This is a genomic window from Bacillus sp. 1021 (genome assembly GCF_014534735.1).
GTDB lineage: Bacteria > Bacillota > Bacilli > Bacillales > Bacillaceae > Bacillus > Bacillus siamensis.
The window spans coordinates 300,661-327,388 of the sequence record NZ_JACVSR010000001.1 but is presented as its reverse complement, the minus strand read 5'-3'; the positions used below and the strand labels follow the sequence as shown (position 1 = coordinate 327,388).

26 protein-coding genes and 2 pseudogenes are annotated in these 26,728 nt (G+C 44.9%); 14 read left to right on the top strand and 14 right to left on the bottom strand.

Going from position 1 to position 26,728, the window contains the following annotated elements:
- Nucleotides 1-27: 27 nt before the first annotated feature.
- From ICW23_RS01795 to fdhF, 4 genes are all read right to left on the bottom strand, one after another.
- The gene (locus tag ICW23_RS01795) at nt 28-1,212 is read right to left on the bottom strand and encodes a macrolide family glycosyltransferase (RefSeq protein ID WP_016936480.1); all 1,185 of its coding nucleotides are present in this window, start codon (nt 1,210-1,212) and stop codon (nt 28-30) included.
- Nucleotides 1,209-2,429 (bottom strand): cytochrome P450, encoded by a 1,221-nt coding sequence (locus ICW23_RS01790; protein ID WP_188153942.1) that lies wholly within the window; start codon nt 2,427-2,429, stop codon nt 1,209-1,211. The genes ICW23_RS01795 and ICW23_RS01790 overlap by 4 nt, the downstream gene beginning before the upstream one ends.
- 208 nt (nt 2,430-2,637) lie before the next feature.
- The gene (locus ICW23_RS01785; protein ID WP_188153941.1) at nt 2,638-3,180 is read right to left on the bottom strand and encodes a helical membrane plugin domain-containing protein; all 543 of its coding nucleotides are present in this window, start codon (nt 3,178-3,180) and stop codon (nt 2,638-2,640) included.
- Complete coding sequence (gene fdhF / locus ICW23_RS01780) at nt 3,173-6,130, bottom strand: formate dehydrogenase subunit alpha (RefSeq protein ID WP_188153940.1); 2,958 nt, start codon at nt 6,128-6,130, stop codon at nt 3,173-3,175. The genes ICW23_RS01785 and fdhF overlap by 8 nt, the downstream gene beginning before the upstream one ends.
- Before the next feature lie 124 nt (nt 6,131-6,254).
- Here fdhF and ICW23_RS01775 point away from each other — a divergent pair, with 124 nt between their 5' ends.
- The 4 genes from ICW23_RS01775 (at nt 6,255) to ICW23_RS01760 (ending at nt 7,840) form a co-directional block, all read left to right on the top strand.
- On the top strand, nt 6,255-6,824 hold the full coding sequence (locus tag ICW23_RS01775) for a YjgB family protein (protein ID WP_188153939.1): 570 nt from the start codon (nt 6,255-6,257) through the stop codon (nt 6,822-6,824).
- Nucleotides 6,825-6,925: 101 nt separating this feature from the next.
- Nucleotides 6,926-7,327, top strand: coding sequence for a ribosomal maturation YjgA family protein (locus ICW23_RS01770; RefSeq protein ID WP_188153938.1), 402 nt, complete (start codon nt 6,926-6,928; stop codon nt 7,325-7,327).
- Nucleotides 7,328-7,370: 43 nt separating this feature from the next.
- On the top strand, nt 7,371-7,544 hold the full coding sequence (locus ICW23_RS01765) for a YjfB family protein (RefSeq protein WP_188153937.1): 174 nt from the start codon (nt 7,371-7,373) through the stop codon (nt 7,542-7,544).
- Nucleotides 7,545-7,657: 113 nt separating this feature from the next.
- Nucleotides 7,658-7,840, top strand: a complete 183-nt coding sequence (locus tag ICW23_RS01760) for a hypothetical protein (RefSeq protein ID WP_072177299.1) — start codon at nt 7,658-7,660, stop codon at nt 7,838-7,840.
- 286 nt (nt 7,841-8,126) lie between these two features.
- Here the strand turns inward: ICW23_RS01760 and ICW23_RS19205 are convergent.
- Nucleotides 8,127-8,523, bottom strand: a pseudogene (locus ICW23_RS19205) (MgtC/SapB family protein); the annotation flags it as partial.
- 101 nt (nt 8,524-8,624) lie between these two features.
- Here ICW23_RS19205 and ICW23_RS01750 point away from each other — a divergent pair.
- Nucleotides 8,625-8,957 (top strand): hypothetical protein, encoded by a 333-nt coding sequence (locus tag ICW23_RS01750; RefSeq protein ID WP_188153936.1) that lies wholly within the window; start codon nt 8,625-8,627, stop codon nt 8,955-8,957.
- A gap of 386 nt (nt 8,958-9,343) precedes the next feature.
- Here the strand turns inward: ICW23_RS01750 and ICW23_RS01745 are convergent, their stop codons facing one another.
- Entirely contained in the window at nt 9,344-10,027 is a 684-nt protein-coding gene (locus ICW23_RS01745; RefSeq protein WP_047477963.1) for an HAD family hydrolase, read from the bottom strand.
- 17 nt (nt 10,028-10,044) lie between these two features.
- Entirely contained in the window at nt 10,045-10,806 is a 762-nt protein-coding gene (locus ICW23_RS01740; protein ID WP_045925377.1) for a DeoR/GlpR family DNA-binding transcription regulator, read from the bottom strand.
- Nucleotides 10,807-11,058: 252 nt separating this feature from the next.
- Between ICW23_RS01740 and lacG the strand changes: the two genes are divergently transcribed.
- The 9 genes from lacG (at nt 11,059) to ICW23_RS01695 (ending at nt 21,649) form a co-directional block, all read left to right on the top strand.
- Nucleotides 11,059-12,459, top strand: a complete 1,401-nt coding sequence (gene lacG / locus ICW23_RS01735; RefSeq protein ID WP_188153935.1) for a 6-phospho-beta-galactosidase — start codon at nt 11,059-11,061, stop codon at nt 12,457-12,459.
- A gap of 62 nt (nt 12,460-12,521) precedes the next feature.
- Nucleotides 12,522-12,836, top strand: coding sequence for a PTS sugar transporter subunit IIA (locus ICW23_RS01730; RefSeq protein WP_016936492.1), 315 nt, complete (start codon nt 12,522-12,524; stop codon nt 12,834-12,836).
- 11 nt (nt 12,837-12,847) lie between these two features.
- Nucleotides 12,848-14,554 (top strand): PTS lactose transporter subunit IIBC, encoded by a 1,707-nt coding sequence (locus tag ICW23_RS01725; protein WP_188153934.1) that lies wholly within the window; start codon nt 12,848-12,850, stop codon nt 14,552-14,554.
- A 15-nt stretch (nt 14,555-14,569) separates the two neighbouring features.
- A complete protein-coding gene (locus ICW23_RS01720) occupies nt 14,570-15,739 on the top strand; it encodes a galactokinase (RefSeq protein WP_188153933.1) in 1,170 nt (389 codons plus the stop codon).
- A 3-nt stretch (nt 15,740-15,742) separates the two neighbouring features.
- Complete coding sequence (gene galE / locus ICW23_RS01715; protein ID WP_188153932.1) at nt 15,743-16,735, top strand: UDP-glucose 4-epimerase GalE; 993 nt, start codon at nt 15,743-15,745, stop codon at nt 16,733-16,735.
- A 1-nt stretch (nt 16,736) separates the two neighbouring features.
- Nucleotides 16,737-18,236, top strand: a complete 1,500-nt coding sequence (gene galT / locus ICW23_RS01710; protein ID WP_188154198.1) for a UDP-glucose--hexose-1-phosphate uridylyltransferase — start codon at nt 16,737-16,739, stop codon at nt 18,234-18,236.
- A 51-nt stretch (nt 18,237-18,287) separates the two neighbouring features.
- Complete coding sequence (locus tag ICW23_RS01705; protein WP_188153931.1) at nt 18,288-19,400, top strand: glycoside hydrolase family 53 protein; 1,113 nt, start codon at nt 18,288-18,290, stop codon at nt 19,398-19,400.
- Nucleotides 19,401-19,620: 220 nt separating this feature from the next.
- The gene (locus ICW23_RS01700; protein WP_188153930.1) at nt 19,621-20,094 is read left to right on the top strand and encodes a MarR family transcriptional regulator; all 474 of its coding nucleotides are present in this window, start codon (nt 19,621-19,623) and stop codon (nt 20,092-20,094) included.
- A gap of 142 nt (nt 20,095-20,236) precedes the next feature.
- On the top strand, nt 20,237-21,649 hold the full coding sequence (locus tag ICW23_RS01695; RefSeq protein ID WP_188153929.1) for an MDR family MFS transporter: 1,413 nt from the start codon (nt 20,237-20,239) through the stop codon (nt 21,647-21,649).
- A 99-nt stretch (nt 21,650-21,748) separates the two neighbouring features.
- Here the strand turns inward: ICW23_RS01695 and ICW23_RS01690 are convergent, their stop codons facing one another.
- From ICW23_RS01690 to ICW23_RS01665, 7 genes and pseudogenes are all read right to left on the bottom strand, one after another.
- Nucleotides 21,749-22,069 carry a putative quinol monooxygenase gene (locus ICW23_RS01690; RefSeq protein ID WP_188153928.1) on the bottom strand — a complete coding sequence of 107 codons (321 nt, stop codon included), beginning with the start codon at nt 22,067-22,069 and terminating at the stop codon, nt 21,749-21,751.
- Between the two features lie 72 nt (nt 22,070-22,141).
- On the bottom strand, nt 22,142-23,062 hold the full coding sequence (gene bla, locus ICW23_RS01685) for a class A beta-lactamase (protein ID WP_155816706.1): 921 nt from the start codon (nt 23,060-23,062) through the stop codon (nt 22,142-22,144).
- A gap of 301 nt (nt 23,063-23,363) precedes the next feature.
- A pseudogene (locus ICW23_RS19140) lies at nt 23,364-23,604 on the bottom strand (hypothetical protein); the annotation flags it as partial.
- Nucleotides 23,605-23,614: 10 nt separating this feature from the next.
- Nucleotides 23,615-23,977, bottom strand: a complete 363-nt coding sequence (locus tag ICW23_RS01680) for a hypothetical protein (RefSeq protein WP_016936502.1) — start codon at nt 23,975-23,977, stop codon at nt 23,615-23,617.
- Between the two features lie 1,029 nt (nt 23,978-25,006).
- The gene (locus tag ICW23_RS01675; RefSeq protein WP_155816708.1) at nt 25,007-25,381 is read right to left on the bottom strand and encodes a hypothetical protein; all 375 of its coding nucleotides are present in this window, start codon (nt 25,379-25,381) and stop codon (nt 25,007-25,009) included.
- Between the two features lie 210 nt (nt 25,382-25,591).
- Nucleotides 25,592-25,966 carry a UPF0715 family protein gene (locus tag ICW23_RS01670; RefSeq protein ID WP_016936505.1) on the bottom strand — a complete coding sequence of 125 codons (375 nt, stop codon included), beginning with the start codon at nt 25,964-25,966 and terminating at the stop codon, nt 25,592-25,594.
- Nucleotides 25,967-26,013: 47 nt separating this feature from the next.
- On the bottom strand, nt 26,014-26,712 hold the full coding sequence (locus ICW23_RS01665) for a hypothetical protein (RefSeq protein ID WP_188153927.1): 699 nt from the start codon (nt 26,710-26,712) through the stop codon (nt 26,014-26,016).
- Nucleotides 26,713-26,728: the final 16 nt, after the last annotated feature.

Here is a 26,728-nt window from a genome sequence, read left to right as displayed (position 1 = left end):
GCCGTCCGGCGCTGCCTGTTTTTTCAATCAATTTTCGACGGACGCCTCTTTCAGAAATTCTTCAATGGCACAAACAGCCTGTTTGGCGCCGCCGGTTTCTTCTATTTTCTGCTGCATGCTTTTCACACGGCTGAGGATGTTTTTATCACCGTAAACTTTCTGAACATCTTTTTGGAGACGCGCCGCAGTGACTTCCTTCGGCGGCAGATGCACGCCGAGCCCCAATTCATCCACGCGCTTTGCAGTGACCTCTTGTTCGTGCATTTGCGGAACGACAACGAGCGGAACACCCGCATTCATCGCCTCCATTGTACTGTTCATCCCGCCGTGAGATACGAACAGCTTTGCTTTCTCCAGTACATCAAGCTGCGGAACGTGCTGGCGGATAATAAAGTGATCGGGCACATCCGAAAAACTGTCCGGATCAATTGTTGTGCCGACTGACATAATAACCCGCCAGTCTGAGTCCCGAAACGCATCGATACACATTTGGTAAAATTCAGGCCAAGCGTTAAACGCAGTTCCCAGTGAGATAAGCATAAGCGGACGGTCATCAGCCGCATCAATTTCCAAACTTCCCGTATTTGTGCGTTTCCCAAGGGACGGACCGGCAAAACAAAACCGTTCATCAAAGGTTTCCTGTTTCGGCTGAAAGGCTCTTGGCATAAAGACGATATTCAGTTTTTCAGGCATGAAAAACTCTTCCATCGTCATCCGTTTCAGTTGTTCATTTTCAATTTTCTCCTGATATTCTTCTATCGCCTGTTTGGCGGCTTCCATCGTTTCTTCGTCTCTTCCTAATTGAAAATACTCATTCATTGCATAGCTTGGGCAGAACTTTACGGCCGGGATGCCGCCATTATCCGCAAACAACTTTCCGGCAAGCGCTAAAAAATCAAACAGGACGATGTCGGGAAGGTCGTCTTTGTACAGCTCTTCCAGCTGCGGAAGCACTTCAACCGCTTCTTCCAGAAACATCACAAACGCGTCATTTTTATTTACCCGTTCTTTTATCGTCTTCGGATCCGCCTTAATGCTTGTGCGGTATAAAAGAGGAACGGCACCCGTTTTGGCAACGGAAGCCTCGAATTCCTCAGTCGTAGCGAATGTCACTCTGTGCCCGCGATTGACAAGCTCTTCGGCTACGGGCAGCGTGGGATTGACATGGCCGTGAGCGCCCACATTAATAATGGCGATGTGTGTTTGTCTCATCTTTGTTTCTCTCCCTTATTTTCGTTTATCTCCGCTTCTAAAGACTCCAGCCCGTACATGACACTGTTTCGGATCGGCTCAATCCGGACGGGCTCCAGGTGTGGAAAGGACTTTACAATTCCTTTCAGCGCAACTTCCGCTTCAAGTCTGGCAAGCGGGGCTCCTAAGCAGAAGTGTATACCGAACCCGAAGGAGAGGTGCCGATTTGACTCGCGATGAATATCAAATACGTCAGCCTGCTCAAATTTGTTTTCATCACGGTTGGCAGATGCAATATAGCAAAGAACGATATCCCCGGTTTTCAGACGGCGGCCGCACAATTCAGTATCATGCCGGACCGTTCTTCTGACAAATGGAGCGGGAGCGCGAAAACGCAGTGTTTCCTCCACCGTTTGCGCGATGAGAGAAGGGTCCTGTCTCAGTTCTTTATAAAGGCCGGGCGTCTCTAATATACTGTAAACCGCATTTGAAATGAGATTAGTCGTTGTTTCATTTCCCGCTACTAAAAGCAAATTGCAAAACGGAATTAGGTCTTCTGCCGATAGCTTCTCCCCCTCTTCTTCCTCTTTGATCAAAATAGAAATAATGTCTTGGCCGGGCTGTTTTCGTTTGCGTTCTATTATTTCCGCAAAAAACGCCGCCAGCTCCGCCTCACATTGGTCACGCTCCTGCTGATTTTTCTCCGCCGCTTCAGGACTCGCATCTTTCGGCATACTGACGAGAATGTCCGACCATTTTTTAAACTGCTCCATGTATTCGGACGGGACGCCTAATAATTCTGAAATCACCGTAACCGGCAAAGGATAGGAAAGATCTTTCACGATATCAATCCGCCCTTTGTTCTTTGCCTGTTTCAGCAGATTCTCTGTAATGTCTTCAATTCTCGGCTCCCATTCCTTCAGTACGCGCGGAGTGAAAGCGCGATTGACGGCCGATCTGATTTGGGTATGCTTCGGCGGGTCCATATTCAGCATGGACTTTGCAATCGAGCTTTTCACGTCTGGCATAAGGCTTGAGAAAGTCTCTTTATCACTGATGACCCTTTTGACATCATCATATAAAAACACACTCCATACCTTAGTTTCTTCATCAAATTGAATGGGGCTTTCCCGTCTCATTTTTTCGTACCAAGGAAAAGGGTTGTATACGTCCAGGCCGTTTTTTCCTTTCATCAGGGTTCTTTGGATGGCTTGTCTCGGGCTCCTCAGCTTACTCATGTTTTATCACTCCTGATTGTTTCATATTTGAACAGTTGACCTACTTTGAATTTTATCCTAGCACATATTTTCAATTTTTTTCTATTCATAACCTTAACTATTAACATAACACAACAAAAGTCATGAATCCCGAGGTGAAATTTTTCCCAAGAAAGCAGCGTGAACGCACAAAAAACCCGAGCCGTATGAGAGGCTCGGGGGGTGATGTTCACTCATTCGTCTGCGGTTCCTGATGGTGCTTTTGGTCTTCAGGAGGCCGTGTATTTCTCTCCATATCGCCTGTATCAGCACCCATGCCTTTCAGGAAAGAAAACAGCAGCGTGACGGCCTTGTTGATTTCCGGGTCTTTTAAAGCGCGGATGATATCAAAATAACCCGTCTTTTTGCTGCTGTCCTTCTCCTCAACAGCCTTTGTGACGCCCGCGTTGATTTTGACGATAAACGGCTCAAGCTGTTTTACATCAAGCATGCCGAGGACGCCGGTTAACAGCAGGAGATTTTTCAGCATATTGGCCGTTTCCGGCGTATTCGCCTTCTTCACGAGGATATCCATCACTTTGTCGCCCTGGCCGAAAAGTCCGCGCAAAAGCGCCAAAACGCCGCGCTCATTCATGTGCTGAAGAATGTGCAAAGACTCCAAAATCGCGTCTTTATTTTGCAGAAGAGCCGTCTCAATCTCTTCTAAATCCTTTCTTCGTTTGTCTTCTTCCGTGACGGTCTGTTTTCGGATGGTGCGGGTTGCTTTAGCCATTTTGCTGTTTCCCCCTTTTTACCGCGTCTCCCGGAAATACATAATCTTTTCGCGCCCATTTCCGCTCAACCTGGACACCGATCTGCGGCTGCGGGTTTCCGTAACGGAAATTGATTTTCGGAAGCGGATTAATGCCTTCTTTTTTCAAAATCTCCATCTTCGCTGAGGTTTCTTTATAGGCTGGTGTATCCGTATCCTTATCCGCATAGCTGCTTGTTAAAAGGTTAATGGCGGCATCTTTTGAATCGTTCATCGGCAGATAAACCTGTTTGCCTTTTACCCGGTCTGTAATGACGCATTTGACTTTCACATTTCCGTACGGTGATGTCAGGCGGACAAGCGTCCCGTCTTCAAGCCCTCTTTCTTCAGCGAGTTCGGGTGAGACCTCCAGAAACACACTCGGTGTTTTTTCGGAAATTCCTTTTGACCGGTAAGTCAGGTTTCCTTCGTGAAAATGCTCAAGCAGCCGCCCGTTATTCACATGGAGATCATACTCTTCATCAAATTCTTTCGGCTCGGTCCACTGAACGGGATAAAGAACCGCTTTGCCGTCTGAAAACGGGAACTTCTCCGTAAATAAAAGCGGTGAATCGGTTCCATCCGCTGCAACGGGCCATTGCAGTGAATTGTAGCCTTCGAGACGTTCGTAAGTGACGCCTGCGTAGAGCGGTGAAAGCATCGCCGCTTCTTCCATAATGTCTGCCGGATGTTCATAGCGCCAATCAGCGCCCAGCCGGTTGGCGATGTCCGTAATAATCTGCCAGTCAGGCTTTGAATCGCCCAGCGGTTCAAACACTTGGTAAAGGCGCTGCACCCTCCGTTCCGTATTCGTAAATGTGCCTTCTTTTTCAAGGCTCGGGCTTGCTGGGAGCACCACATCGGCGAACTCGGCCGTCCGCGAGAGAAAAATATCCTGCACAACGAAGAAATCAAGCTTTTCAAAGGCGGCATGAACATGGTTAATGTTGGAGTCGACAAGCCCCATTTCTTCTCCTTTTAAGTACATCGACTTCAGTTTTCCCGAGTGGATGCCTTCGATCATTTCATGATTTGTCATTCCGATTTCTTTCGGCAGGTCTGCTCCCCAGCCCTGTTCATACTTTTTGCGGGCTTTTTCATCCGTTACTTTTTCATAACCGGGGAAGCTGTCAGGCATGCTGCCGAAATCACTGGCACCTTGCACGTTATTATGGCCCCGAAGCGGATATGAGCCTGCCCCGGGCTTGCCGTAATTTCCGGTCACAAGCAGCAGGTTGGAAATGGCCGTGCTCGTATCACTTCCTCCGATATGCTGGGTAACCCCCATTGCCCACAGCGCACACACACTGCCGGCTTCATGAATCATCCGCGCTACTTTGATTAAGGTCTCCTTGTCCACACCGGTATGTGTTTCAGCATATTCCATCGTGTAAGGTTCAAGGCTTTTCACGAATTCATCTAATCCGTTCACTCTTTCATTCAGAAATGCAGTATCCGCCAAATCGTGATCAAGCAGATACTTCGATACGGCGTTCAGCCAGACAATATCCGATCCGGCACGCGGCTGGAAAAACACGTCGGAGCGCTCGGCCATTTCATGCTTTCGCAAGTCCGCCACGACGAGCTTCTGTCCGTGCAGCTTATGGGAACGTTTAATACGTGTAGACAGAACGGGGTGAGACTCAGACGTATTTGAGCCGATAATCAGTACGAGCTCAGCTTTTTCTATATCTGTAATCGATCCTGAATCGCCGCCGTAGCCGACCGTTCTGAACAAACCGGCCGTAGCTGGAGACTGACAGTAGCGTGAGCAGTTGTCGACATTATTTGTGCCGATCACGGCTCTGGCAAGCTTCTGCATCACGTATGATTCTTCATTCGTGCATTTGGAAGATGTGATAAAAGCAAGCGCGTCCGGGCCGAAATGTTCTTTTATATCGGTAAATTTATCGGCGATCAGCTGCAGCGCTTCATCCCATTCCGCCTCCCGAAACGAATCCCCTTCCCGTATAAGCGGTTTGGTAAGGCGCTTTTCACTATTGACGAAATCCCAGCCGAATTTCCCTTTTACACACGTCGAAATTCCGTTTGCGGGCGCCTCGGCCTGAGGTTCTACCTTTAAAATGTCTCTTCCTTTCGTCCATATATCAAAACTGCAGCCGACACCGCAGTATGTGCATACGGTTTTCGTCTTTTTGATTCTTTCATCACGCATGGCTGATTCCATATCCGATATGGTCAAAATCGATCCGTAGCCGGTTTCGACGCCTTTTGTGATGTCAATCATCGGCCGAAGCGTCTCTTCATTGATGCCTGTTAAATAGCCCGCTTCGCCTTCCATGCCTTTTTCCATCATGGCATTGCACGGACATACGGTTGAACAATGTCCGCAGGAAACACATGATGATTCATTAATCGGCACATCCTGATCCCAAATGACCCGCGGACGTTTGCGCTCCCAATCGATACTTAACGTCTCGGTTACCTGTACGTCCTGACAGGCTTCGACGCAGCGTCCGCATAAGATGCACTGATCGGGATCATACCGGTAAAACGGATTTGATTCATCTTTAGGATACGGTTTTTGATCGAACGGAATGCTTTGATGATTGATTTTCATTTCCTTTACGGTATTATGTACTTCGCAGCTCCCATTGTTGTAATCACAAACCGTGCAGTATAATTCATGGTTGTGCAGAATGTTGTCCATGCCGATAATCTGCGCTTTTTTCACATCGGACGAAAGCGTATCAATGACGTCTCCGTCCTTTATTTGTGCGGAACACGAACGGACGAGTTCCCCGTTAACACTGACGATACAAGTATCGCACGTTTCAATCGGACCGAGACTCGGATGATAGCACACGTGCGGCACGTCAATTGAACTATTGTTCAAAAGCTGCAAAACGGTTTGTCCGTCTGCGGCTTCCATTTCAACGCCATTGATTGTAACCTTCTTTGTATCAGCCATTTTCTTTTCCCCTTTCTGTTCCCCTCTATACATCCTTTATGATTCCCAGCCCACCTTTCACTAAAACATCCCGTTTAACTGAGGAAACATACGGGTATGAGCGGTAAAAAGGAGGCATTCACATATGCTGAAGAAAAAAACACTCATCACGGGATTGTCGGCCGTGATGCTCACAGGCGGCGCACTCAGCGCAGAAGCAGTTTCGGATACACAGTCCGTTCATGCCGAAGCCGCTTCAAAAACGGAAAATCAACGTGCACAAGAACTGGTGAACAGCCTTTATCAATCGGCGTTTCAAGGAGAAATGCCGCAACAAGTGAAAGGCCTGAAAATCAACCAAAGCACAAGACAGGATGTTTACGATAAAATCGGCGAGCCGGAACAGAAAGCGGACAGCCGCTATCCATTTGATTTATACAGCTGGAACATGGGAAACCCCGGTTATGGATTTTCCTATCATAAAAACGGCAAAATCTCAGAAATCCGCTATTTCGGGACAGGGGTGGAACGGCGTTTAAACCTCGGCAGCGTCACACCTGACGTTTTAAGCAAACAAATCGGCAGCGCTGACAAAATCCTGACAGTGCCGAAAACGGGCGAAACAGATTACGTCTATCATACGGGACAGTATGAGCTCCGCTTCGTCATCGGCAGTGATCAAAAAGCAGACCATGTCAACCTAAAAGAAAGATAATCCGAAAAAGCGGCCTCCCGGGCCGTTTTTTTCATTCATAGACAGCTTCTCCGTCATTCCTTACAATACATGGGAGTACAAAAAAAGGGGAACAGTGTGAAGTGAACAGACATCGATTGACATACGGGGAATTGACCGTTCTTATCATCGCCCTCGGTTTACTATCCAGAACCGCCTGCATTACCAACCTATTGCCCGGCATGATAAACGCTTATTTAGGAGATGCCCTGTGGGCGGCAATGATTTTTACCGGATTCGGTTTTTTATTTCGAAACATCCGGACGGAAACAGCCGCTATCCTGAGCCTCTCGTTTTGCTGTCTGATTGAATGCAGCCAGCTGTATCATGCGCCATGGATTGACGCGATCAGAAGCAGCACGCTCGGCGGGCTGATCCTCGGCTGGCAATTTGTCTGGAGCGACATTTTCGCCTATACCCTCGGAGTATGCGCGGCCGCACTTTTAGAATGGGCCGTCAAAAGAAAACGCCGGCTCTCTTCATAATCGGAGCACGCCGCCGATATGAAGGGATAAGGAGGTGGAAGCTATGGATATCCCTGCGTTATCAATCGCTATGCACCAGGCATCTCTGGCGCAGAATGTAAATATCGCGTTAACAAAAACCGTCATGCAGAATGCCCAGGCCGCTGCGGAAGAAACCGTAAAAATGCTGCCGGTCCAGCACCCGACTGCCGGCCATTCCATTGATGTGAAAGTGTAAAAAAAGATGCCGGATGATAACCGGCGTCTTTTTTTCTGCCCGGTGTTCGCACACCATACCGGGCATACAGGAATATGGTAAACGGAATAACTCTTTCAAAGGAGGTTTTCCTCTTGTACGATCCTTTTTATCATGAATACACAGCCGAGAGCCACGAACGGGTGCCGTATCATTATCCCCGGCCGCCTTATTATTTCCCCAGACCATATCCATACTATCCGCGGCCGCCTTATTATTTCCCCAGACCGTATCCATACTATCCGCGGCCGTATATCCCGTTCTATCCTTGGTATTAATGTTTGAAAAAGAAATGACCGCAGAAAGGGGAGCTTCCCCCTTTTTGCTATTCAACTTTGACGGACAGGATATACGGGAGGGATTGAACTTTCTCCATCACCGCGGCTTTTCCGCTTTTGCTTTTCACCCTTCCCTTCACTTCAAGCACCGCCTTATTCAATTCATAGGACGTGATGAGAATTCCCTTTGCTTCAAGCGAAGTTAAAATTTCATGCATAACGGCTTTCTCCTCAATCTGGAAACTGACAGACAGAGAATGCGCCGCCGGTTTAAACAGAAAATTTAAAAGTTCAAGCCCGATTAACGCCAATATCGTGCCGCTGATACCGATGACATACATACCCGCCCCGATCGTCAGACCGATCCCGGACGTGGCCCAAATCCCCGCGGCTGTCGTAAGCCCCCGCACGACATGCCGCTGCAAAATAATCGTGCCGGCCCCTAAAAATCCGACACCGCTGACGACCTGCGCCGCCACCCGGCTCGGGTCAAAGGACGTATGGCTGTTGGATAACAAATCAAAAAATCCATATTTGGAAACAATCATCATCAAGGCGCTGCCGACGGCCACTAGAAAATGCGTCCTCAAACCGGCCTCCTTCGCCCTGAATTCTCTCTCCAATCCAATCAGAGCCCCAAGCAGCCCCGCAACCGCCAGACGAATCACAAAATCAAGTTCCATCCGTCTCTCTCCTTTCCTTATCTTCTTACCCGCTTTTACAACCCAATCATGCGGTGTATCTTTTTTTAAAATGCACCGACTAATTGACATAAGGAGGTTTTATGAAATATATTCTGTGGTTTTTTATATTATTGTTATTTAGCTTATTTATTTTGGGAGGATATAAAGCATCCGTTTCTCACCCGGATTTCCCGGTGCCATTATTCGCTATGCACAGCAAAACAAAGGAATATGAAAAAGGAAAATACGTTTCAAACTATACATACCGTTTCGCAAAAGAAGAAGAAGGTCCGAGCGGTTTATACCAATTGGAAATAGCCCGAAAAGGCTGGAAACTTAAAAGTCAGGAAGGACTTATCGGAACCTATGAAAAGCGAGGAGAACGCGTTTCACTTTTTTTCGGTACGGGGGAAATAAGCGTCATTGAAGAATGATCCTTCTCAAAAGAAAGGCTGACATCCGCAAACGCCATATCTTTTTCAACTCCCTTTATCTTCTCAATTAAGGCGAACACCTTTCTGATCCAAAAAATGCCGCCTCCGATGAGAAAATCATTATAAAAACAAAAGCGCAACTGAAAAAGGATAAGCACCTCATAAAAAAAGCCCTCTTTTTAAAAAGAGGGCTTGCTAAATAGGACTTTTTCTACCTTCAACATTGTAAACCCTATTATGAAGAACAGCTGTTGAAGTGTTTTGCAAAGCTCTTAAAATTTTTTGCGATTCCACCTATCCCAAGCAGATTTATATTCTAAATATATTCATTTAGAACTCCTTCAGTTATGTCCTTGAACCATTTCTTTAGTTTGCAACTGCATCTCTCAAACAGAATGTCCGGCTATCACCTCAAAAAACGAGGTGAAATCTGTCAGTATCCCGTCATCCGCCAGCTGTTTTTCTTCAAATAACGCGCGGTTTTTTCCGAACGGGTCAATAGCCACAATCTTGCCCGCACCTGCTTTTTTCGCTGCTGTGAGCCCGGAAAAGGCATCTTCAATGACTAGGCACTCTTCAGGTTTAAGGCCTAATTTTTCCGATGCGATGATAAAAATATCCGGCGCCGGCTTTCCGGGGAAGCTTCCGTCATCAAACGTGACTTTGTCAAAATCAAACCACTTCCCCAAATGAAAGACATCAAAGTAAAACTCGACATTTTCCTTTACCGTAGCCGTGGCGATGGTCATCGGCATTCCTGACTTTTTCAGATGGTTTAAGACGCCGGTCAGGCCCTTCGTCAGCTTTAACTCCGCTTTGTTTTCAAGGCATAATTCTCTGTAGTAGGCTTCTTTTTCAAAAGACATCTTCTTGATTTCTTCATTTGTTAAATCGCCGGAAATAAAATGCGTCAGGATTTCACTGTTTGTTCTTCCGTGAATGTTAATGAAAATATCTTCATCAGAAATCGCTTTCGGAGCGTATTTTTTCACCATGTAAAACCACGCTTTTTCATGGAGATGTGAATCTTGAAACATCGTGCCGTTGAAATCAAAAATAACCCCTTTCATCGAACCGCCTCCCCTTTTTATTTTTTTGCGATTTTGACATCCACATATTGCTCATAATGGATCTGAACATCTTTCATCACTTTATCATCCGTAATCAGATAATCCATATCGTGTAAGTTGTAGAACACGTAAAAATCTTCCCGGTTGAATTTTTTATTGTCCGCCAGCAAAAATTTCGTCCGCGAATTATTCAGCGCGATTTGATGGGCTTCTCCTTCTTCAATGCTATAAGAAGAAATCTCATCATTATGTATGCCGTTTGCGCTGATGAAGGCTTTCGTAAAATTGAATTTCTGCAGATTGCCGTTTACAATAGGCCCAACAAATGCACCCGTGTTTTTTCGGAAATCGCCGCCAATCAGAATGGTATCCGCAGTGTCGCCATGCTTTAAAATATCAAACACGGGGTAGTTATTGGTGATAATTCGGATCCTCTTATGCAGCAGGTGTTTCGCTAAAAGTTCAATTGTCGTGCCCGGTCCTAAAAAAACGGTATCGCCATCATTTACATATGAAGCCGCGAGTTCCGCGATTTTCCCCTTCTCCTCCATTTGAACATCCAGTTTTTCATTATGCGATAATTCGTGGTCAATGGAATAAGAAATGCTCTGTGCGCCTCCATGAATACGCACGATTTTTCCGGCTTTATCCAGCTCATCCAGATCTCTTCTCACCGTCATATCAGAAACTTCCAATTCATCGATAATATCACTCACCGTAATAAACCCCCGCGAGTTTACGATATCGATGATTTTTAAAAGACGCTCTTTTTTTAACATGCTCAATCATCCCCTCAACTTTACACACAATCTAACATACCGCGGCACTTCGGTCAACAAAAACAAACATTAACAAACAATATTATCAACATATAAAACATTGAAAAACTTGTTTTACCCTTGTAAACACAGTTATTATTTCCTTATGAAGCTATTGACAACAAAAATGTATGCGTTTACTATTAAACAAAAGATAACATTTACAAACATTAACAAACTTCAATTTACACATTGGCGAAGGAGGATTCAGTAATGCTCAAATTACCTCATGACTTTATTTTCGGCGGGGCGACTGCGGCATACCAAGCGGAAGGCGCCACAAAAGAAGGCGGCAAAGGGCCTGTAGCCTGGGATGAATTTCTTGAAAAACAGGGAAGATTCAGCCCTGATCCGGCAAGTGATTTTTACCGGCAGTTTCCGGAAGATATCAAACTATGTGAGAAATTCGGAATAAACGGCATCCGCCTTTCTATAGCATGGACGAGAATTTTCCCTGACGGCACGGGCGAAATCAATCAGGAAGGCGTGGATTACTATCATCGTATTTTCTCAGAGTGTCAAAAACGCAGCGTCACCCCTTTTGTCACGCTTCATCATTTCGATACGCCGAAAGGATTATTTGATCAGGGAGATTTTCTCAACCGCGCCGCAATAGATGCGTTCGTCAGGTATGCGGAGTTTTGCTTTAAAGAATTCAGCGAAATCCGATATTGGAGCACGTTTAACGAAATCTATCCTACAGCCACCAACCAGTATTTACTCGGCGTTTTTCCGCCATCTGTTAAAAGTGATATCACAAAAGTCATTCAATGCCTCCATCACATGATGGTCGCGCATGCGATGACCATCAACCTCTTTAAAGAAGGCGGCTATCCGGGAGAAATCGGTGTCGTCCACTCACTGGAAACAAAATACCCCGCCAGTGACTCGGAAGAAGACCGCCATGCCTGCTTTCTCGATGACGCGTTATCAGTGAGATTCCTCCTGGATGCCACCTACCTCGGCTATTATTCTGAAGAAACGATGCGTGCTCTGGATGAAATCTGTGAGGCGAACGGCGCTTCATACGAGTTTTCAGACAGCGATTTTGACGTGATGAAAAAAGCGTCAACGCGCAATGATTATCTCGGCATCAATCATTACCAATGCCATTTCGTCAAAGCGTACGACGGAGAGACCGTTATTCACCATAACGGAACGGGCGATAAGGGCACTTCGGTCTATAAAGTAAAAGGGATCGGCGAAAGAATTTACAAAGAAGGCCTGAAACGGACCGATTGGGACTGGCTCATTTATCCTGAAGGCATGTATGACATGCTGATACGCATCAAACGGGACTATCCGCAATATAACAAAATTTACATTACCGAAAACGGCATGGGCTATAAAGATGAGTTTGAAGACGGCATCATTATGGATAAGGCAAGAATCGACTATTTAAAAGTATATTTAGAAGCCGTCAGCAAAGCGATTAGCGACGGGGTCAACGTAAAGGGATATTTCTTATGGTCCTTAATGGATTTATTTTCATGGACCAACGGCTACAACAAACGTTACGGTCTTTTTTACGTCGACTTCGACACCCAAAAACGGTATCCGAAAGAATCGGCCTACTGGTACAAACTTGTAAGTGAAACAAAAACAATCATTTAACGATCATACATGGTGAAAAGAATCTCTTTTCATCATGTGTGCCGTCTTTAGGAGGTTTTTTCATGACAAAGGAAGAATTGCAGATGCTCGGTTTTGAAATTGTCGCCTATGCCGGCGATGCCAGAAGCACTTTATTGAAAGTCTTGAAAGAAGTCCGTGCGGGAAACTTCGAAAACACGGAAGCAGCATTAAAAAGCGCAGATGAAAATCTAACCCTCGCCCACAATGTGCAAACGAAAATGTTAGCTGAAGAAGCTGACGGCAAGGACATGGAATTAGGGTTTATTTTCGTTCACGGCCAGGACCATTTAATGACAACCCTTCTGCTCCGTGATCTTATTCAGGATTTTATAGAACTCTACCGAAGCCGCCGATAAGGAGTGGAAAAATGAACGGTATCATCAAGCAAATCGAAAAGGGAAAACCGTTTTTTGAAAAAATCTCAAGAAACATTTATTTAGGCGCGATCCGCGACGGCTTCTTAACGGCCATGCCTGTTATTTTATTCGCCAGCATTTTCATCCTCACCGCGGCTGTGCCGGAAGTGTTGGGTTTCACTTGGCCTAAAAGTGTTTCTGAATGGCTTTGGAAAGTTTATAACTATTCAATGGGCGCCCTCGGCCTGATTGTTGCGGCAACAACTGCGAAATGCCTGAGTGAATCAATGAACCGGAAAATGCCGAAAAACAAAGGGATCAATCCCGTTTCAGCGATGCTTGCTTCAGTCGTCGGGTTTCTCATTTTAAGCGTCACTCAAATCGACGGCGGATTCTCGACGGAATATCTCGGAACAAAAGGCCTTTTAGCCGCTTTTGTATCCGCTTTCATAACAGTGAACGTATACAGATTCTGCGCTCTGAAAAATATTACGATTAAAATGCCGAAAGAAGTTCCGGGAACCATTTCACAAACATTTAAAGATGTTTTCCCGTTCGCCTTTTCCGTTTTGGCCATGGTGATTATTGATTTATTGATCAGGAATACGCTGAACGTATCGTTCGCGGAGGCTCTCTCCTCTCTCTTATCGCCGTTTTTTACCGCTGCAGACGGTTATCTTGGGATTTCTGTCATTTGGGGAATGATGGCGCTGTTCTGGTTTGTCGGCGTTCACGGGCCTTCTATTGTGGAGCCTGCCATCGCGGCTATTATTTACGCAAATGTGGAGGCGAACCTGCAGCTTCATAATGCCGGTGAGCAGGCGTCCAACGTGCTGACCGTCGGACTCGGAAATTTCGTCGGCACAATGGGAGGAACCGGCGCAACCCTTGTTGTTCCGTTTATCTTTCTTCTTTTCGCGAAATCCAAGCAATTGAAAGCAGTCGGAAAAGCATCCGCGGTTCCGGTGTCTTTCGCAGTAAACGAACCTCTTCTCTTTGCTGCGCCGATCATTTTAAATCCATATTTTTTCATTCCGTTTGTTGTAACGCCGATGGTGAATGTCTGTCTGTTTAAATTTTTCGTTGACGTCATCGGAATGAACAGTTTTATGTATGTTCTTCCGTGGGCTGCCCCGGCTCCCGTCGGCCTGATTCTGGGGACCGGGATGGGGCTTTCGGCTTTTGTCCTCACAGCCGTGTTAATCATTGTCGATTTCCTGATATACCTGCCATTCTGCAAAGCTTACGACAATGTATTAGCGGCGAAAGAAGTCCAACACACCGAATCTGAAACCGCGCCGCAAACATCCCGGGAGATACAGCCCGCAATGGCCGGCGCCTCAGAAGACGCGGCCTCGGTCATCAGCACAAATCTTCAGGAATCCTCATCCGCCTTGGAACACGGCACCAATGTGTTAGTGCTGTGCGCCGGAGCGGGAACGAGCGCCATGCTTGCGAACGCACTGACAGAGGGCGCCGAGGAATATAACGTGCCGATCACCGCCTCAGCAGGCGCCTACGGATCCCATTACGACATCATGAAAGACTTCGATATGATCATTTTGGCTCCGCAAGTCGGCTCTTATTACGATGACATTAAAGAAGATGCGGACCGCCTGCATGTGAAACTCATCGCAACGAAAGGAGCGGAATATATCGGCCTCACCAGGAATTCACACAAAGCCATTCAGTTCATACTGGAGCATACCTCAAAATAGAATCGGAGGGTTATCATGGATGACAAACGTTTGAAATCAAGATTTAAAGACGTTTTCCAGAGAAGTAACGGGGAACTGTTTTTCGCACCCGGCCGGATCAACCTGATCGGGGAACATACGGATTATATAGGCGGCCACGTTCTTCCCTGCGCGATTACGATCGGAACATATGCCGTCTGCGCAAAACGCGGAGATCACCAAATCCGGTTATTCTCAGAAAACTTTCCGGACAGCGGCATTGTCTGCCTTGATCTCCACGATACAGCATACAAAAAAGAAGACGGCTGGACCAATTATCCAAAGGGAATGATCCGTTACCTTCTCCAAGCCGGCGGCCAAATAGACAGCGGAATGGATATTCTTTTTCACGGTACGATTCCAAACGGCGCCGGATTAAGTTCCTCCGCTTCTATTGAAATGTTAACCGGTGCCATTTTAAGAGAGTTATTCAGTCTGAATGTTTCCGATACTGAACTGGCGCTTATCGGAAAAAGAGTCGAAAATGAATTTATCGGCGTGAATTCAGGCATTATGGATCAATTCGCAGTGCAAAAAGGCAAAAAGAACATGGCCATTCTTTTAAACTGCGATAAGCTTGAGCACGAAATGATTCCGGCTGCTTTTAACGGATATAAAATCGTCATCATGAATACGAACAAGCGCCGGGAGCTGGCAGCTTCAAAATATAATGAACGCCGCAGTGAATGTGATGAGGCTCTTTCAGAACTTCGGCAATATCGGAATATCGCATCACTTGCGGAATTAACGGCAGAAGAATTCAACAAACTCGAACACCTTCTCTCCCGTGAAACATTGCGCAAAAGAGCCCGTCACGGAATCAATGAAAACGAGCGGACCCTCTCAGCCGCGGAAGCTCTCAAATTGAATGATTTGAAAACGTTCGGAGAGCTGATGAACGCGTCCCACCGTTCATTACGCGATGATTATGAAGTGACCGGTGCCGAATTAGACGCGCTCGCTGAAGCAGCCTGGAAGGAAGGTGCGCTCGGGGCGCGGATGACGGGCGCGGGGTTCGGCGGCTGCGCCATAGCCATTGTGGAAAGCGGAGAAACCGCCGGCTTTATCCGGGCCGTTTCATCTCAATACCGCAGCAGGACGGGACTTGAAGCTTCTTTCTACGCCGCGGATATAAGCGATGGCGCTGCTGAATGGAGGGTGAAATAAGCGATGGCCATTCTCGTTCTCGGCGGCGCAGGCTACATCGGTTCTCATGCGGTTGATCAATTAGTAAACAAAGGATTTAAAACGATAGCTGTGGATAATCTCCAGACAGGCCACCGGAAAGCCGTTCATGAAAAGGCAGTTTTTTACCATGGAGATATCCGCGACAAACCGTTTCTTCGCTCTGTTTTTGCGAAGGAGAACATAACGGGCGTTCTCCATTTTGCCGCTCAATCCCTTGTCGGCGAATCAATGAAAGACCCGCTTTCATACTTCAATCATAATGTGTACGGCACACAAATTACACTGGAGGTCATGCAGGAATTCGGGGTAAAACACATTGTATTTTCTTCATCCGCCGCTGTATACGGCGAACCTGAAAAAGTGCCCATCACAGAAGACATGCCGGAAAAGCCGGAAAGCGCATACGGCGAATCAAAACTCATGGCAGAAAAAATGCTGAAGTGGTGCGATGCCGCCTGGGGCATAAAATATGTCTCCCTTCGGTATTTTAACGTGGCCGGCGCGAAAACGGACGGTTCCATCGGAGAAGATCATCATCCTGAAACCCACCTTATCCCTATCCTTTTACAAACCGCGCTCGGTCAGCGGGACGAGGTTTTGATATTCGGCACTGACTATGATACTAAAGACGGCACGTGCATCCGCGATTATGTTCATGTTTCTGATTTAATCGATGCCCATATTCTCGCTCTGGAATATTTGCAGAACGGCGGAGACAGCGGCATTTTCAATTTAGGCTCAAGCAGCGGATTTTCCGTATTAGAAATGGTCAAGGCAGCCCGGCAAGCAACCGGGAGAGGCATAAAAGCAAGAGCGGTCGAAAGAAGACCCGGTGATCCGGGTACTCTCATCGCATCAAGCGATAAAGCGCGGAACATTCTCGGCTGGAATCCGAAACAAACGGACATAACGGAAATCGTTGCATCAGCATGGAATTGGCATCTGCGTCATCCAAACGGATACAAAGACAAATGAAATGGAGGCGGCGGTCATTGAAGTTTTTGAATCAGTGGCAGGGTTTCTGAAAGAGAGCACTGTCTTAGGCGACATAAATGAAACAGATGTAATTTATACAAGAAACAGGCTTCTTGATCTGCTCGGACTGACGGATTATGCAGAACCGAAGCATATCAAGAAACAAAACAGGCTTCACTATTTGGACGAAATGGTGAAAGACGCGGTAAAACGGTCAATCATCAACGACACACCGGCTGAAAAAGACATGCTGGAAAGCAGGATCATGGATGTAATCACACCGGCCCCTTCTCTGATCAATGCCACATTCAGCGAATTGTTATCAGATGGCCCGAAAAAAGCAACAGATTATTTTTACCGTCTGAGCCAAAACAACGACTATATGAAGACGCGGGCCATCCGAAAAAATATCGTGTACCGCTCACCAACACCTTTTGGCGAGTTGGAGATCACGATTAATTTATCAAAGCCGGAAAAAGACCCTAAAGACATCGCCCTGGTTAAAAACAGCCCGGAAAACCGTTATCCGAAATGTCTGCTCTGTATGGAAAATGAGGGATATGCCGGAACTTTACATCACCCTGCCCGTTCAAACCACCGCATCATCCGGCTTGACTTAGCGGGAGAACAGTGGGGTTTTCAATATTCACCTTATGCGTATTACAGCGAGCACGCCATTTTCCTTTCAAGCGCGCACAAGCCGATGAACATCAGCTGCTGCAGCTTCAGAAGACTTCTGGCCATTACGGAAATCTTCCCGCATTATTTCGCGGGATCAAACGCAGACTTGCCGATCGTAGGGGGATCCATTCTTTCACACGATCATTATCAAGGCGGCGCTCATGAGTTTCCGATGGCAAAAGCGGACTCCCTTTATCCTTTTCGTATGCATCATTTTCCAGACGTTCAGGCTTTTGTCGTGAAGTGGCCGGTATCAGTGATCCGCCTGCGGGCAAAAGATCCGGATTTGCTGACTGAGGCGGCTGCATATGTTTTTGAAAAGTGGCGGGAATATACAGACGAAACTGTCGGCGTCATCGCAAAGACGAATGAATTCCATAATACCGTCACTCCAATTGCCAGACGCAGGGGAACGGATTTTGAAATCGATCTCGCCCTCAGAAACAACCGCATCTCCGAAGATTATCCGGATGGCATTTTTCACCCGCATCAAGACGTTCATCACATCAAAAAAGAAAATATCGGTCTGATTGAAGTGATGGGGCTCGCCGTTTTACCTCCCCGCCTGAAAGATGAGCTGGCAGAAGTGAAAAAGTATTTACTGAATGAACCTCATGACATCAAAGATATTCATCTTCCGTGGGCTGAAAACATCAAAGCGGATAAAGACGTGACACCAGAAAATGCAGCCGCTGTTTTACAAAGAGAAACCGCGAATGTATTTTTACGCGCGCTGACCGATGCAGGCGTTTTTAAAATGACAGCCGAAGGCATTCAGGCGTTTCAGCGTTTCACGACGTTATTGGAGAATGGCAGCTGAAACATTCAGAGTGAACTCAATCAACAATCTTTTTTATCAGGAGGTATTGTGATGTTCAAAAACCAGGTGAAGCGTGTATTTGTAAATATCATCTGTCTTTCCCTCATTTTCACCGCTTTTACATTCATTGAGAAGTCTCCTAAAGCAAAAGCGGATGCCCCGTTTGCCTATGGCGCTGATATAGGTTGGCTGAAACAAATGGAGGATGAAGGTGTGCGCTGGCTGGATGACGGCGGGAAACAGAAAGATGCCTTGCAGATTCTTAAAGATCACGGAATAAATGCCGTGAGACTGAGAGTGTTTGTGAATCCGCCAAGCAGCTATTATTGGCTGAAAGACGGCACAACATGGACCATGCTCGGCTATAGTGACAAAGCGGGCGTACTTGCGGCGGCCAAAAGGGCAAAAGCGTTAGGAATGAAGGTCATGGTTGATTTCCATTACAGTGATGTGTTCGCCGATCCCGGCCATCAAATCAAGCCGAACCAATGGACCGGCTATTCAAACAGCCAGCTGCAAGGAGCGGTGTATAACCATACGTACGACGTCATGAAAGAACTTAAAAATAACGGCATCTCCCCTGATTGGGTGCAAGTAGGAAATGAAATGAATTCAGGAATTTTACTGCCCGACGGCAGCACGAACGATTTCAGCAAATTGACCGCCTTATTGAACACAGGCTATGACGCCGTGAAATCCGTCAGCCCGGCCACCAAGGTAATCAGCCATTTGGCACACGGCACGGACAACAGCCTATTCAGATGGTGGTTTGATCAATTCTTTAAAAATGGCGGCAAAACCGACATCATCGGCGTTTCGTTCTACCCCTATTGGGAAGGTAAGCCGTACTGGGAGCTCACCGGCCAATTATCCTCTAATTTAAATGACATCGCCTCCCGCTACAACAAGGAAGTCATGGTGGTTGAACTGGGCGGAGATGAAAATAATCCGAAAGATTCCTACTGGACCATAAAAGACACCATAAAACTGGTGAAAGCGGTTCCGAACAGTAAAGGAACCGGCGTATTTTACTGGGAGCCCGAGGCTCACTCCAGCGTTCTGTCAGACGCGTATCCATTAGGCGCAACCGCCAAAGTGTCTAAAAACGTCTTGAAATACACCACCGCAATCGACGCTTTTTATGACGCCGCAACAGGAAAATGATTGATGCGATTCTCAAGCAGGCTATTGCGCAGCCTGCTTTTTTATAAGGCTGTAGAGTTGGCCTGTTATGAAAAAGAGCAAGTAACGAATACGGAAAGAAAAATACCCGAAAAACCACGTTTCGGTTAACTCTCAGTTCCTAAAACAGCTTTACGATTGTTGAAATAGAAACAAAAATTTTATACTATTGTGTAAGCACCACCGAGCAGGAGGACGGGCCATGGACAAAAAAGAACAGCTCCTCACGAATTTCAGGGACTTTTTTAACAAGATGGTGTGGCTGAATAGGCTGAAGATGGAAGAAAGCCTTAAGGGGCATAAACCTTCTGAAGTGCATTGCATCGAAAAAATCGAGAAAATTGAAGAAGCCAATGTGACTAAACTTGCGGAGTCCCTTTATATGACAAGAGGCGCCATCAGTAAATTAACGAAGAAGCTTATCAATAAAGACCTTATCGAAAGCTATCAGAAGCCGCTTAACAAGAAAGAAATCTATTTCAGGCTTACCGAGCAAGGAAAAGTCATTTATAAAATTCACGAGGAATTGCACAAAGAGTTTCAAGAACGGGACAAAATCGTGTTTGAACAAGTAACTGATGAACAATTTGACACGATGCTGAACTTCGTGGAAACATACAGCAGGCATCTGGATTCAGAAATAAAGAAACTTGGTGCAGACATAAAATCGGAATAAATATGAATAAAACAAAAGGCAGCCCTGCTCCATGAAAACGGGCTGCCTTTTTATCCCCCTCTTATTGTTGACAAAGAAACAAAAACACTCTATTATTTTGTTGACAAGGAAACAAAGACAGCAATTTTGAGAGGAGAATAATATGTCAACACATAAAAGAAAGGAACTTCGGCTGCCAAAAGAAGTTCTCACAGCCGCCTGGGCTATTGCATTGGGAGCAATCGCTCCAATGCTTGATTCTACGATGGTAAACATCGCTATCGGCAAACTGACTGAAGACTTCCACACGACATTGGATGCCATTCAGTGGTCCGTTACAGGCTATATGTTAGCACTTGCGATTGCAGTACCCGTATCCGGCTGGCTTATGAACAAATATAACGGCAAGAAAATCTTCATCGGCTCAGTCATCGCCTTTGGTGTCATTTCTGTTTTTGCGGGAATGAGCCGTGACGTTTCCAGCTTCATCTTCTTCCGTTTGCTTCAAGGATTCAGCGCCGGCATTATCACTCCGCTTATGTCAACACTCTTGGTTAAAACGGCAGGTCAGGAAAACCTGGGAAAAGTGATGGCAATCGTCAGCACCCCTATGATCTTCGGCCCGATCTTAGGACCTGTCATCGGAGGCTTCATCGTCCAAGGTGCTTCATGGCATTGGATTTTTTACATCAACGTGTTCATCGTTTTGATTGCTGCACCGCTTATGATGAAAACCATTCCGAACTTTGAACCATTCAACAAAGATCGGAAACTCGATATTTTCGGGATTATCAATTTGTCATTAATGAGCGCGGCATTGATGTACGGTATTACGAAAGCGGCGGCTCATGCATCATTTAACAATAGCGACACGATCTTATGGGTGGTCATCGGTCTTGTTTCAGCAGCGATTTACCTCGTATATAATCGGATCAGAAAAAATCAAACCGTGCTGCCGATGAATTTGTTTGCTCACAAGAGCTTCTTAGCATCAGCGATCGGGTTGTTCTTAGCGAATGTTGCCATCATGGGGCCGATGTTAATACTTCCGCTGTTTTTTCAAAACTTCCGTCATTTCACGGCAGTCGAAGCAGCACTCGCTTTAATCCCCCAAGGAGTCGGAATGCTCGTAACTCGTCCGCTGACCGGAAAAATGATTGATAAGATTGGTGCGAAATACGTGGTTATGGTCAGTCTTGTTCTGTCGCTGATCGGATCAGTCCCGCTTATTTTTATCACCGATAACACAAGTATGATTTGGATTTCCGTCATATTGTTTATCCGCGGCACCAGTTTTGGAGGAATTATGCTCCCATTGATGAGTGACGCTTATACAGGTCTTGACAGTAAACAGCTTCCGGAAGCAGGTGTCGGTATTCATATGATTGAAAACCTCGGTTCCAGCTTTGGGTCAGCTGTGATCGCAACCGTTACCGCAACTGTCATACAAGGATTGCAGCCGACGATTTTGAACAGTTTAAAAGGCTACCATGCCGGATTCTTAATATCCGTCATCATCCTTGCGGCCATCTTCATTCCAAGTCTGTTCCTTACCCATAAAAAGACTGCAGTATAAAGAACTTTTCAAAGTAAAAAACCCTTGCGCAGCAAGGGTTTTAGTGAATAAAACTGATAATTGTTGCTGACAGAGTCGGCCAACAACAGACAAAGCCTTTTACTCATTCACATTGCTTTTCATTAACCATTCTACTTCCGTTAATTTTTGTTTTTGAACGTCTTTTGTGTGCTTTTTCGTGAAATGGATTTTAACAGCTTCTTCGTTTTCCCAAATCTCCCAAAGCATGATTTTGCGTTCTGATGGTTCAAGCGGATGAGCATGGAACTGAATACAGCCTTCTTCTTTGTTCGTTTCTTCCTCAAGTTTTTTGAATTCCTTCATGATTTCATTAAGGTCTCTGTCGCTGATGATTTTTAAGCATGCCGTTATGTAATGCATCACAATTCCCCTTCTTCCCATTATTTTATGGCTCTTCATTATCACATTTATCGAAAAAAATACCGCGTTCTCAACATATAAAAAACCGGTCATAAAAATGAACGGCAATGTTTATTTAAGGCCATCAAGGGCGGCTTTTGCAGCCTCCGAGATAAGAGCATTATGATAATTGGCATCTTCCGTAAACCGGTTTGACAGGATTGCCAAAACAATTGGAGCTCTGTCAGGCGGCCAAACGATCGCAATGTCGTTTCGTGTGCCGTAACTTCCGGCTCCGGATTTATCGCCGACTTCCCATCCTGCAGGAGCGCCTGCCCGAATCAGTTCGTCGCCGGTAGCGTTGCCCCGCATCCAATCTGTTAAAATCGTGCGCTTGTCAGCCGTGAGAGTATTACCCAAAGCGAAAGTCTTAAGGTCAGTTGCCAGTGCTTTTGCGGTGCTTGTGTCACGACGATCCCCGGGAATCGCAGAGTTTAAATCCGTCTCGAATCGATCAGCTTTCGTTACATGATCCCCGATCTGTTTCAATGACTTTTCGAAACCTTTAGGGCCGCCAAGCTGCTGCAGCAATAGGTTCCCGGCGGTATTATCGCTGTAACGGACAGCGGCTTCGGAGATTTCTTTCAGGCTCATGCCTGTATCCAAGTGTTTTTCTGTGATTGGAGAATATGTAACAAGATCATCTTTGGTGTAGCGGATGATGTCATTAAGTTTTTCATTTGAGCTTGTCTTCAGAACTGCAGCTGCGGCCAGCACTTTATAGGTTGATGCGTAAGCAAACCGGTCATTCGGCCGGTAGGCGATTGTCTTGTTTGCCCCCGTATCAATCGCATAAACCCCGAGCCTGGCATCAAATTTTTTCTCAAGCTGAACAAATTTTTTGTTCGTTGTACAGCTTGTCATTTTTGTGTCTTCTATGGATTTCGCTTCAGCATGCGCTGAGCCGAATAAAGGGCTGAAACCGGTAAAGCTTAAACATAAAAGCCCAATGCATATTCCAACCTGTATTCTCGCTTTATTTTTCACATCCAGACCTCCTCATTATAATAATTTTGTATACTCCTTCTAATAAACATCACAAACAGGAAAACAGTCAATATTTTTCCTGTGAAATGTTTTCCGTGACAGTTAGGAAAGCAGCTAAAAAACGCCTGCTGACGGTAAACAGCCAGAGTCAATCAATCGAGCAGAAATGTTTACTGCCTCCTGTGAAGGCGGTCAAGGCCCGCACTCATTTACTGAGCCCGATAAAATGCGCCGCCCTCTAATGGAAATAAAACCAGAACCCTACCCCCTCAGCCCCAAAACTATTCTCAGCGCCATCGAATCCCCCTTATTTGATTTGACAATTGACTGATTCAAATGTTCCGGTGGCATAGGTCCCCTTTCCAGTCTTATTCCGGATTGTTTTCACGTTGAATAATTTCAGAGGCGTTGCTGTTTTAAAGCTGCCTGCTGTGCTTCTTGTATAAGTCGCGGCATCCGTGAACACCCGGATTCATTTTGCAGCCGGACCAAGCCGCGGAAGCAGACGGCGCAACGACCGCCGCTCTCGTAAGTAATACCGCTGATAGAAATTCCTTGTTATTGCTTCTCCTGCTTTTTGTATTCTGCGATTTCCTTAGGGGTGGCCCTCCGGATTCCGTCTGTGTCTGTCCTGTTTGCCGCTTGAACGCCCTCCATGTTTTTCACCTCGCCGACTACTCCCAAATGCTTTAAATACACATGATCACCAATCTTGAAACGATTCTGTTTGGCCCGCTCCTCGATCACGCTCCTGTATTCAGTTGCGGCTTTCTTTTTTAAATCAGCCAGACACTTTTCACAAAGTGTTACTGTTACAGAATTGCCGTTAAAATCAGTAAACGAAACCGCTCTGACAGATTTCTTTTCCGGATGCATCGTGCATGTTTTCTTCATAGGCGATGGCCGTGTAAATTTAATCATTCCGCTTCCTCCTCAAAACATGTCTTTTCGTCCCTCTGACATAACAGCGGATGAATGGGAAGGTCCATTCACCCGCATACGAACCGTCACGACACATGGAGATTGCCTTTCCTTCGCCGGCTGACGGATATTCATACATCCTTCATAGCTGTAAGCCTATTTTTCTTTATATTCCCAATGCTCACCGCATTTCCCTGTTATGATGAAGTTTTTAAAGCTGTTGACCAGTTGCCCATGTTGGTTCCATGCGAAAAGCAGTTTGGACGTCGTAGCCTAATTCATTCGGGTAATTTTCAGCCCTCTAATATGTGTGTATGCTTTTTAAAGGAGATGCATCACATGATGTTCTAACAACCCATTCAACTTAAACAAAGTGATTTAGTCGACAAAAAGATTGTCAGGAGCAAAAAGAAAGGTGAATCTAAAAGCAATTGATCTTTTTGAATATGGATTGTAAGTCAACGCATTTTCCAAATTAATAAGAAGCCCCCCTCAGTTAATGGTGGGGGGGCTTGATAACGTGGCCGAATATTTCTTTATTGAACTCAAATGTCTGCATTCCAATATCGCCTGCAGGTATCCTTTCTCTAGATTGGAATAGCATGAATAAGGATAACAACTGAAATATACGAAGATTATGCAAAAATTGATTGATGAGGTGATGATTTTGCCGCCATGTTAATGTACAAATATTCAATTAAAAAGGAAAAGAATTAAACAAGGGGTTAGATGTTTCAAATTAAGGTCCTTCAGAGCGATGGAGAAGAAACATAAAGAACTTGCTTAATGCTGATTTTTTATCCTTTAATGCTCCGCTTTATTTTTCACTTTTGTTATTAAGATAAGAGAACCACAATAAACTTATGAACCCAGCAGCTCCTATAATTGTAGATATAATGTAAGTCCAATTAAGTAAATCCATAAACTTTCTCCTCTAAGAAAAAATTTCAATACGTCTAAATAAAATGATTATTTCATAACTGTAAGGAGTTTTAACATTTTATGTTTTTTCCTGATTAATAAATCGCCTTATTCTTCCTCAAATTTATTTATTCTGCTTAACATTCTCCTATCATTTTCCGAAGCTCTTTTCAGTGATTTTTTCTCATATGATTCACCTTTATTTATCACCACAAAATCAGAATTATTTTGCACGTAAACTTGAGAGTCAGATGATTCATAGTAACCCGTAACGTTTTCTAAAACCGTCTTGGAATTGTCTTTATTATATAGATCATAGTTGACCGGCGGTCTGCTGATTGCAAATTTCCCAAAAACAGCAACATCATCCTTACCGGGAGTATGGCTCGCTCCTTTAATAAATATTACGCTAAATATTAAAATCAAAAAAATTGCAATTAAAGTTCCTGCAAACATAAATTTTTCATTTCTTTTCCAATTCAACATAAACAACCCTTTTCTTTATCATGCCGTGTTGATATAAGTAAATCTCACAATTTATGTACTAACAAATTTAAACAAGCAGCTTTCATTCAACATACTTAAATCGTGGCTGCTGATAAATGTCTCCCAGGATTGATGCCCATTTCCCCCAGCCTTCCGCAACAACAATGTTTTTTCTCTCTATCCTCAATCCATTCACTTCAAAGTTACTCACTCTTCCGAAATTGTACAATATTTGAAGTGAAGGGAAGAACTAAAGATCAGAGCAAATAATACGCTGAATAAATATATCTCATAACTCGCTAGTATAGACCCTATTGGGTTATAAGGTTCAAAGAGAACCGCCATGATTAGCCATGCAATAAATGAAAACACTGTGTATATTAAGAGATATTTAAAATTGAACCTTCTAGCTTTTCGGTTTAAGAAAAGCTGCAATGGCAATTCAAAAATTGAATAACATGTCAACATGATCCCGCTAATTATAAGATAAGGGACATATTCAGCTTGATCCAAGGTGATAACATATACCAGTGCAGAGCATATGGCCGACAAAATAAGGACAGCTACGTATCTTACTGCCATCAAATCTATCTCCCCTTACGGTTAAAAATCAAACATGCTTGCAATTGCTATTTTTCGTAATAATAAGATTTGACCCAAGGATAGCTTCTGCCCTTATTTTCACACCATTCAACAAATCCCTTTGATTGTTCTTCTTTAAACAACAACCAGTCATTCAACAAATCTTGATAATAGTTAAGCTGTTCGTTATTGCTTTTTCTTGTTTGTTGACATTCTATCTTATTGTTCAACTGCCGGGACTTGGTAAGAAGTGCTTGATCTTCTTTAATATCGCCTAAGTATAAATCTTCGGATATGTGATGAAATGAATACCACAAGGCGTTCAAATGAATATCGATTAATGTTAATAAAGATAATTGTTCATTACTGCCGCCTAGTCTAAGTGCATTATTTAAGTAATCGACACGGTTTTCAGTATTTAAAAACACACCATACCACCTGTATGGTCTTGGATCTTCGGGGTTAGCCTTCATCCATGATTCAAGCAAAGGCTTTAAAAGATCCATTTCTAAAGGGTGAACAAGTATATGGTGAATATCATCGGAGGTTTCTAATAAAGCGAATAGCCAACAAGCAAAATTCTGTTGTGCATGATTATCCCACGTTTTGGCTTCATCGATAAACGAAGATAATGCTTTAAAGGATTCTTTACGTAACCCTTTTTCTTTGAGAGAGCAAAACTTTTTAAATAATGGGTATTCATCCAGTCTGTCATTTTTTAAGATATTAGTTAAGACATCTATCATGATTCACAGCTCTCTT

What these genes read in the sequence shown, in the direction of transcription:
- ICW23_RS01680 (WP_016936502.1), bottom strand. Translation starts at nt 23,977, where the DNA reads ATGATTAAATTTACACGGCCATCGCCTATGAAGAAAACATGCACGATG.
- fdhF (WP_188153940.1), bottom strand. Translation starts at nt 6,130, where the DNA reads ATGGCTGATACAAAGAAGGTTACAATCAATGGCGTTGAAATGGAAGCC.
- ICW23_RS01670 (WP_016936505.1), bottom strand. Translation starts at nt 25,966, where the DNA reads ATGGCAGTAAGATACGTAGCTGTCCTTATTTTGTCGGCCATATGCTCT.
- ICW23_RS01740 (WP_045925377.1), bottom strand. Translation starts at nt 10,806, where the DNA reads ATGTTAAAAAAAGAGCGTCTTTTAAAAATCATCGATATCGTAAACTCG.
- ICW23_RS01750 (WP_188153936.1), top strand. Translation starts at nt 8,625, where the DNA reads ATGAAATATATTCTGTGGTTTTTTATATTATTGTTATTTAGCTTATTT.
- ICW23_RS01705 (WP_188153931.1), top strand. Translation starts at nt 18,288, where the DNA reads ATGTTCAAAAACCAGGTGAAGCGTGTATTTGTAAATATCATCTGTCTT.
- ICW23_RS01790 (WP_188153942.1), bottom strand. Translation starts at nt 2,429, where the DNA reads ATGAGTAAGCTGAGGAGCCCGAGACAAGCCATCCAAAGAACCCTGATG.
- ICW23_RS01785 (WP_188153941.1), bottom strand. Translation starts at nt 3,180, where the DNA reads ATGGCTAAAGCAACCCGCACCATCCGAAAACAGACCGTCACGGAAGAA.
- ICW23_RS01700 (WP_188153930.1), top strand. Translation starts at nt 19,621, where the DNA reads ATGGACAAAAAAGAACAGCTCCTCACGAATTTCAGGGACTTTTTTAAC.
- ICW23_RS01795 (WP_016936480.1), bottom strand. Translation starts at nt 1,212, where the DNA reads ATGAGACAAACACACATCGCCATTATTAATGTGGGCGCTCACGGCCAT.
- ICW23_RS01775 (WP_188153939.1), top strand. Translation starts at nt 6,255, where the DNA reads ATGCTGAAGAAAAAAACACTCATCACGGGATTGTCGGCCGTGATGCTC.
- lacG (WP_188153935.1), top strand. Translation starts at nt 11,059, where the DNA reads ATGCTCAAATTACCTCATGACTTTATTTTCGGCGGGGCGACTGCGGCA.
- ICW23_RS01720 (WP_188153933.1), top strand. Translation starts at nt 14,570, where the DNA reads ATGGATGACAAACGTTTGAAATCAAGATTTAAAGACGTTTTCCAGAGA.
- ICW23_RS01745 (WP_047477963.1), bottom strand. Translation starts at nt 10,027, where the DNA reads ATGAAAGGGGTTATTTTTGATTTCAACGGCACGATGTTTCAAGATTCA.
- galE (WP_188153932.1), top strand. Translation starts at nt 15,743, where the DNA reads ATGGCCATTCTCGTTCTCGGCGGCGCAGGCTACATCGGTTCTCATGCG.
- ICW23_RS01695 (WP_188153929.1), top strand. Translation starts at nt 20,237, where the DNA reads ATGTCAACACATAAAAGAAAGGAACTTCGGCTGCCAAAAGAAGTTCTC.
- ICW23_RS01690 (WP_188153928.1), bottom strand. Translation starts at nt 22,069, where the DNA reads ATGAAGAGCCATAAAATAATGGGAAGAAGGGGAATTGTGATGCATTAC.
- galT (WP_188154198.1), top strand. Translation starts at nt 16,737, where the DNA reads ATGGAGGCGGCGGTCATTGAAGTTTTTGAATCAGTGGCAGGGTTTCTG.
- ICW23_RS01665 (WP_188153927.1), bottom strand. Translation starts at nt 26,712, where the DNA reads ATGATAGATGTCTTAACTAATATCTTAAAAAATGACAGACTGGATGAA.
- ICW23_RS01730 (WP_016936492.1), top strand. Translation starts at nt 12,522, where the DNA reads ATGACAAAGGAAGAATTGCAGATGCTCGGTTTTGAAATTGTCGCCTAT.
- ICW23_RS01725 (WP_188153934.1), top strand. Translation starts at nt 12,848, where the DNA reads ATGAACGGTATCATCAAGCAAATCGAAAAGGGAAAACCGTTTTTTGAA.
- ICW23_RS01765 (WP_188153937.1), top strand. Translation starts at nt 7,371, where the DNA reads ATGGATATCCCTGCGTTATCAATCGCTATGCACCAGGCATCTCTGGCG.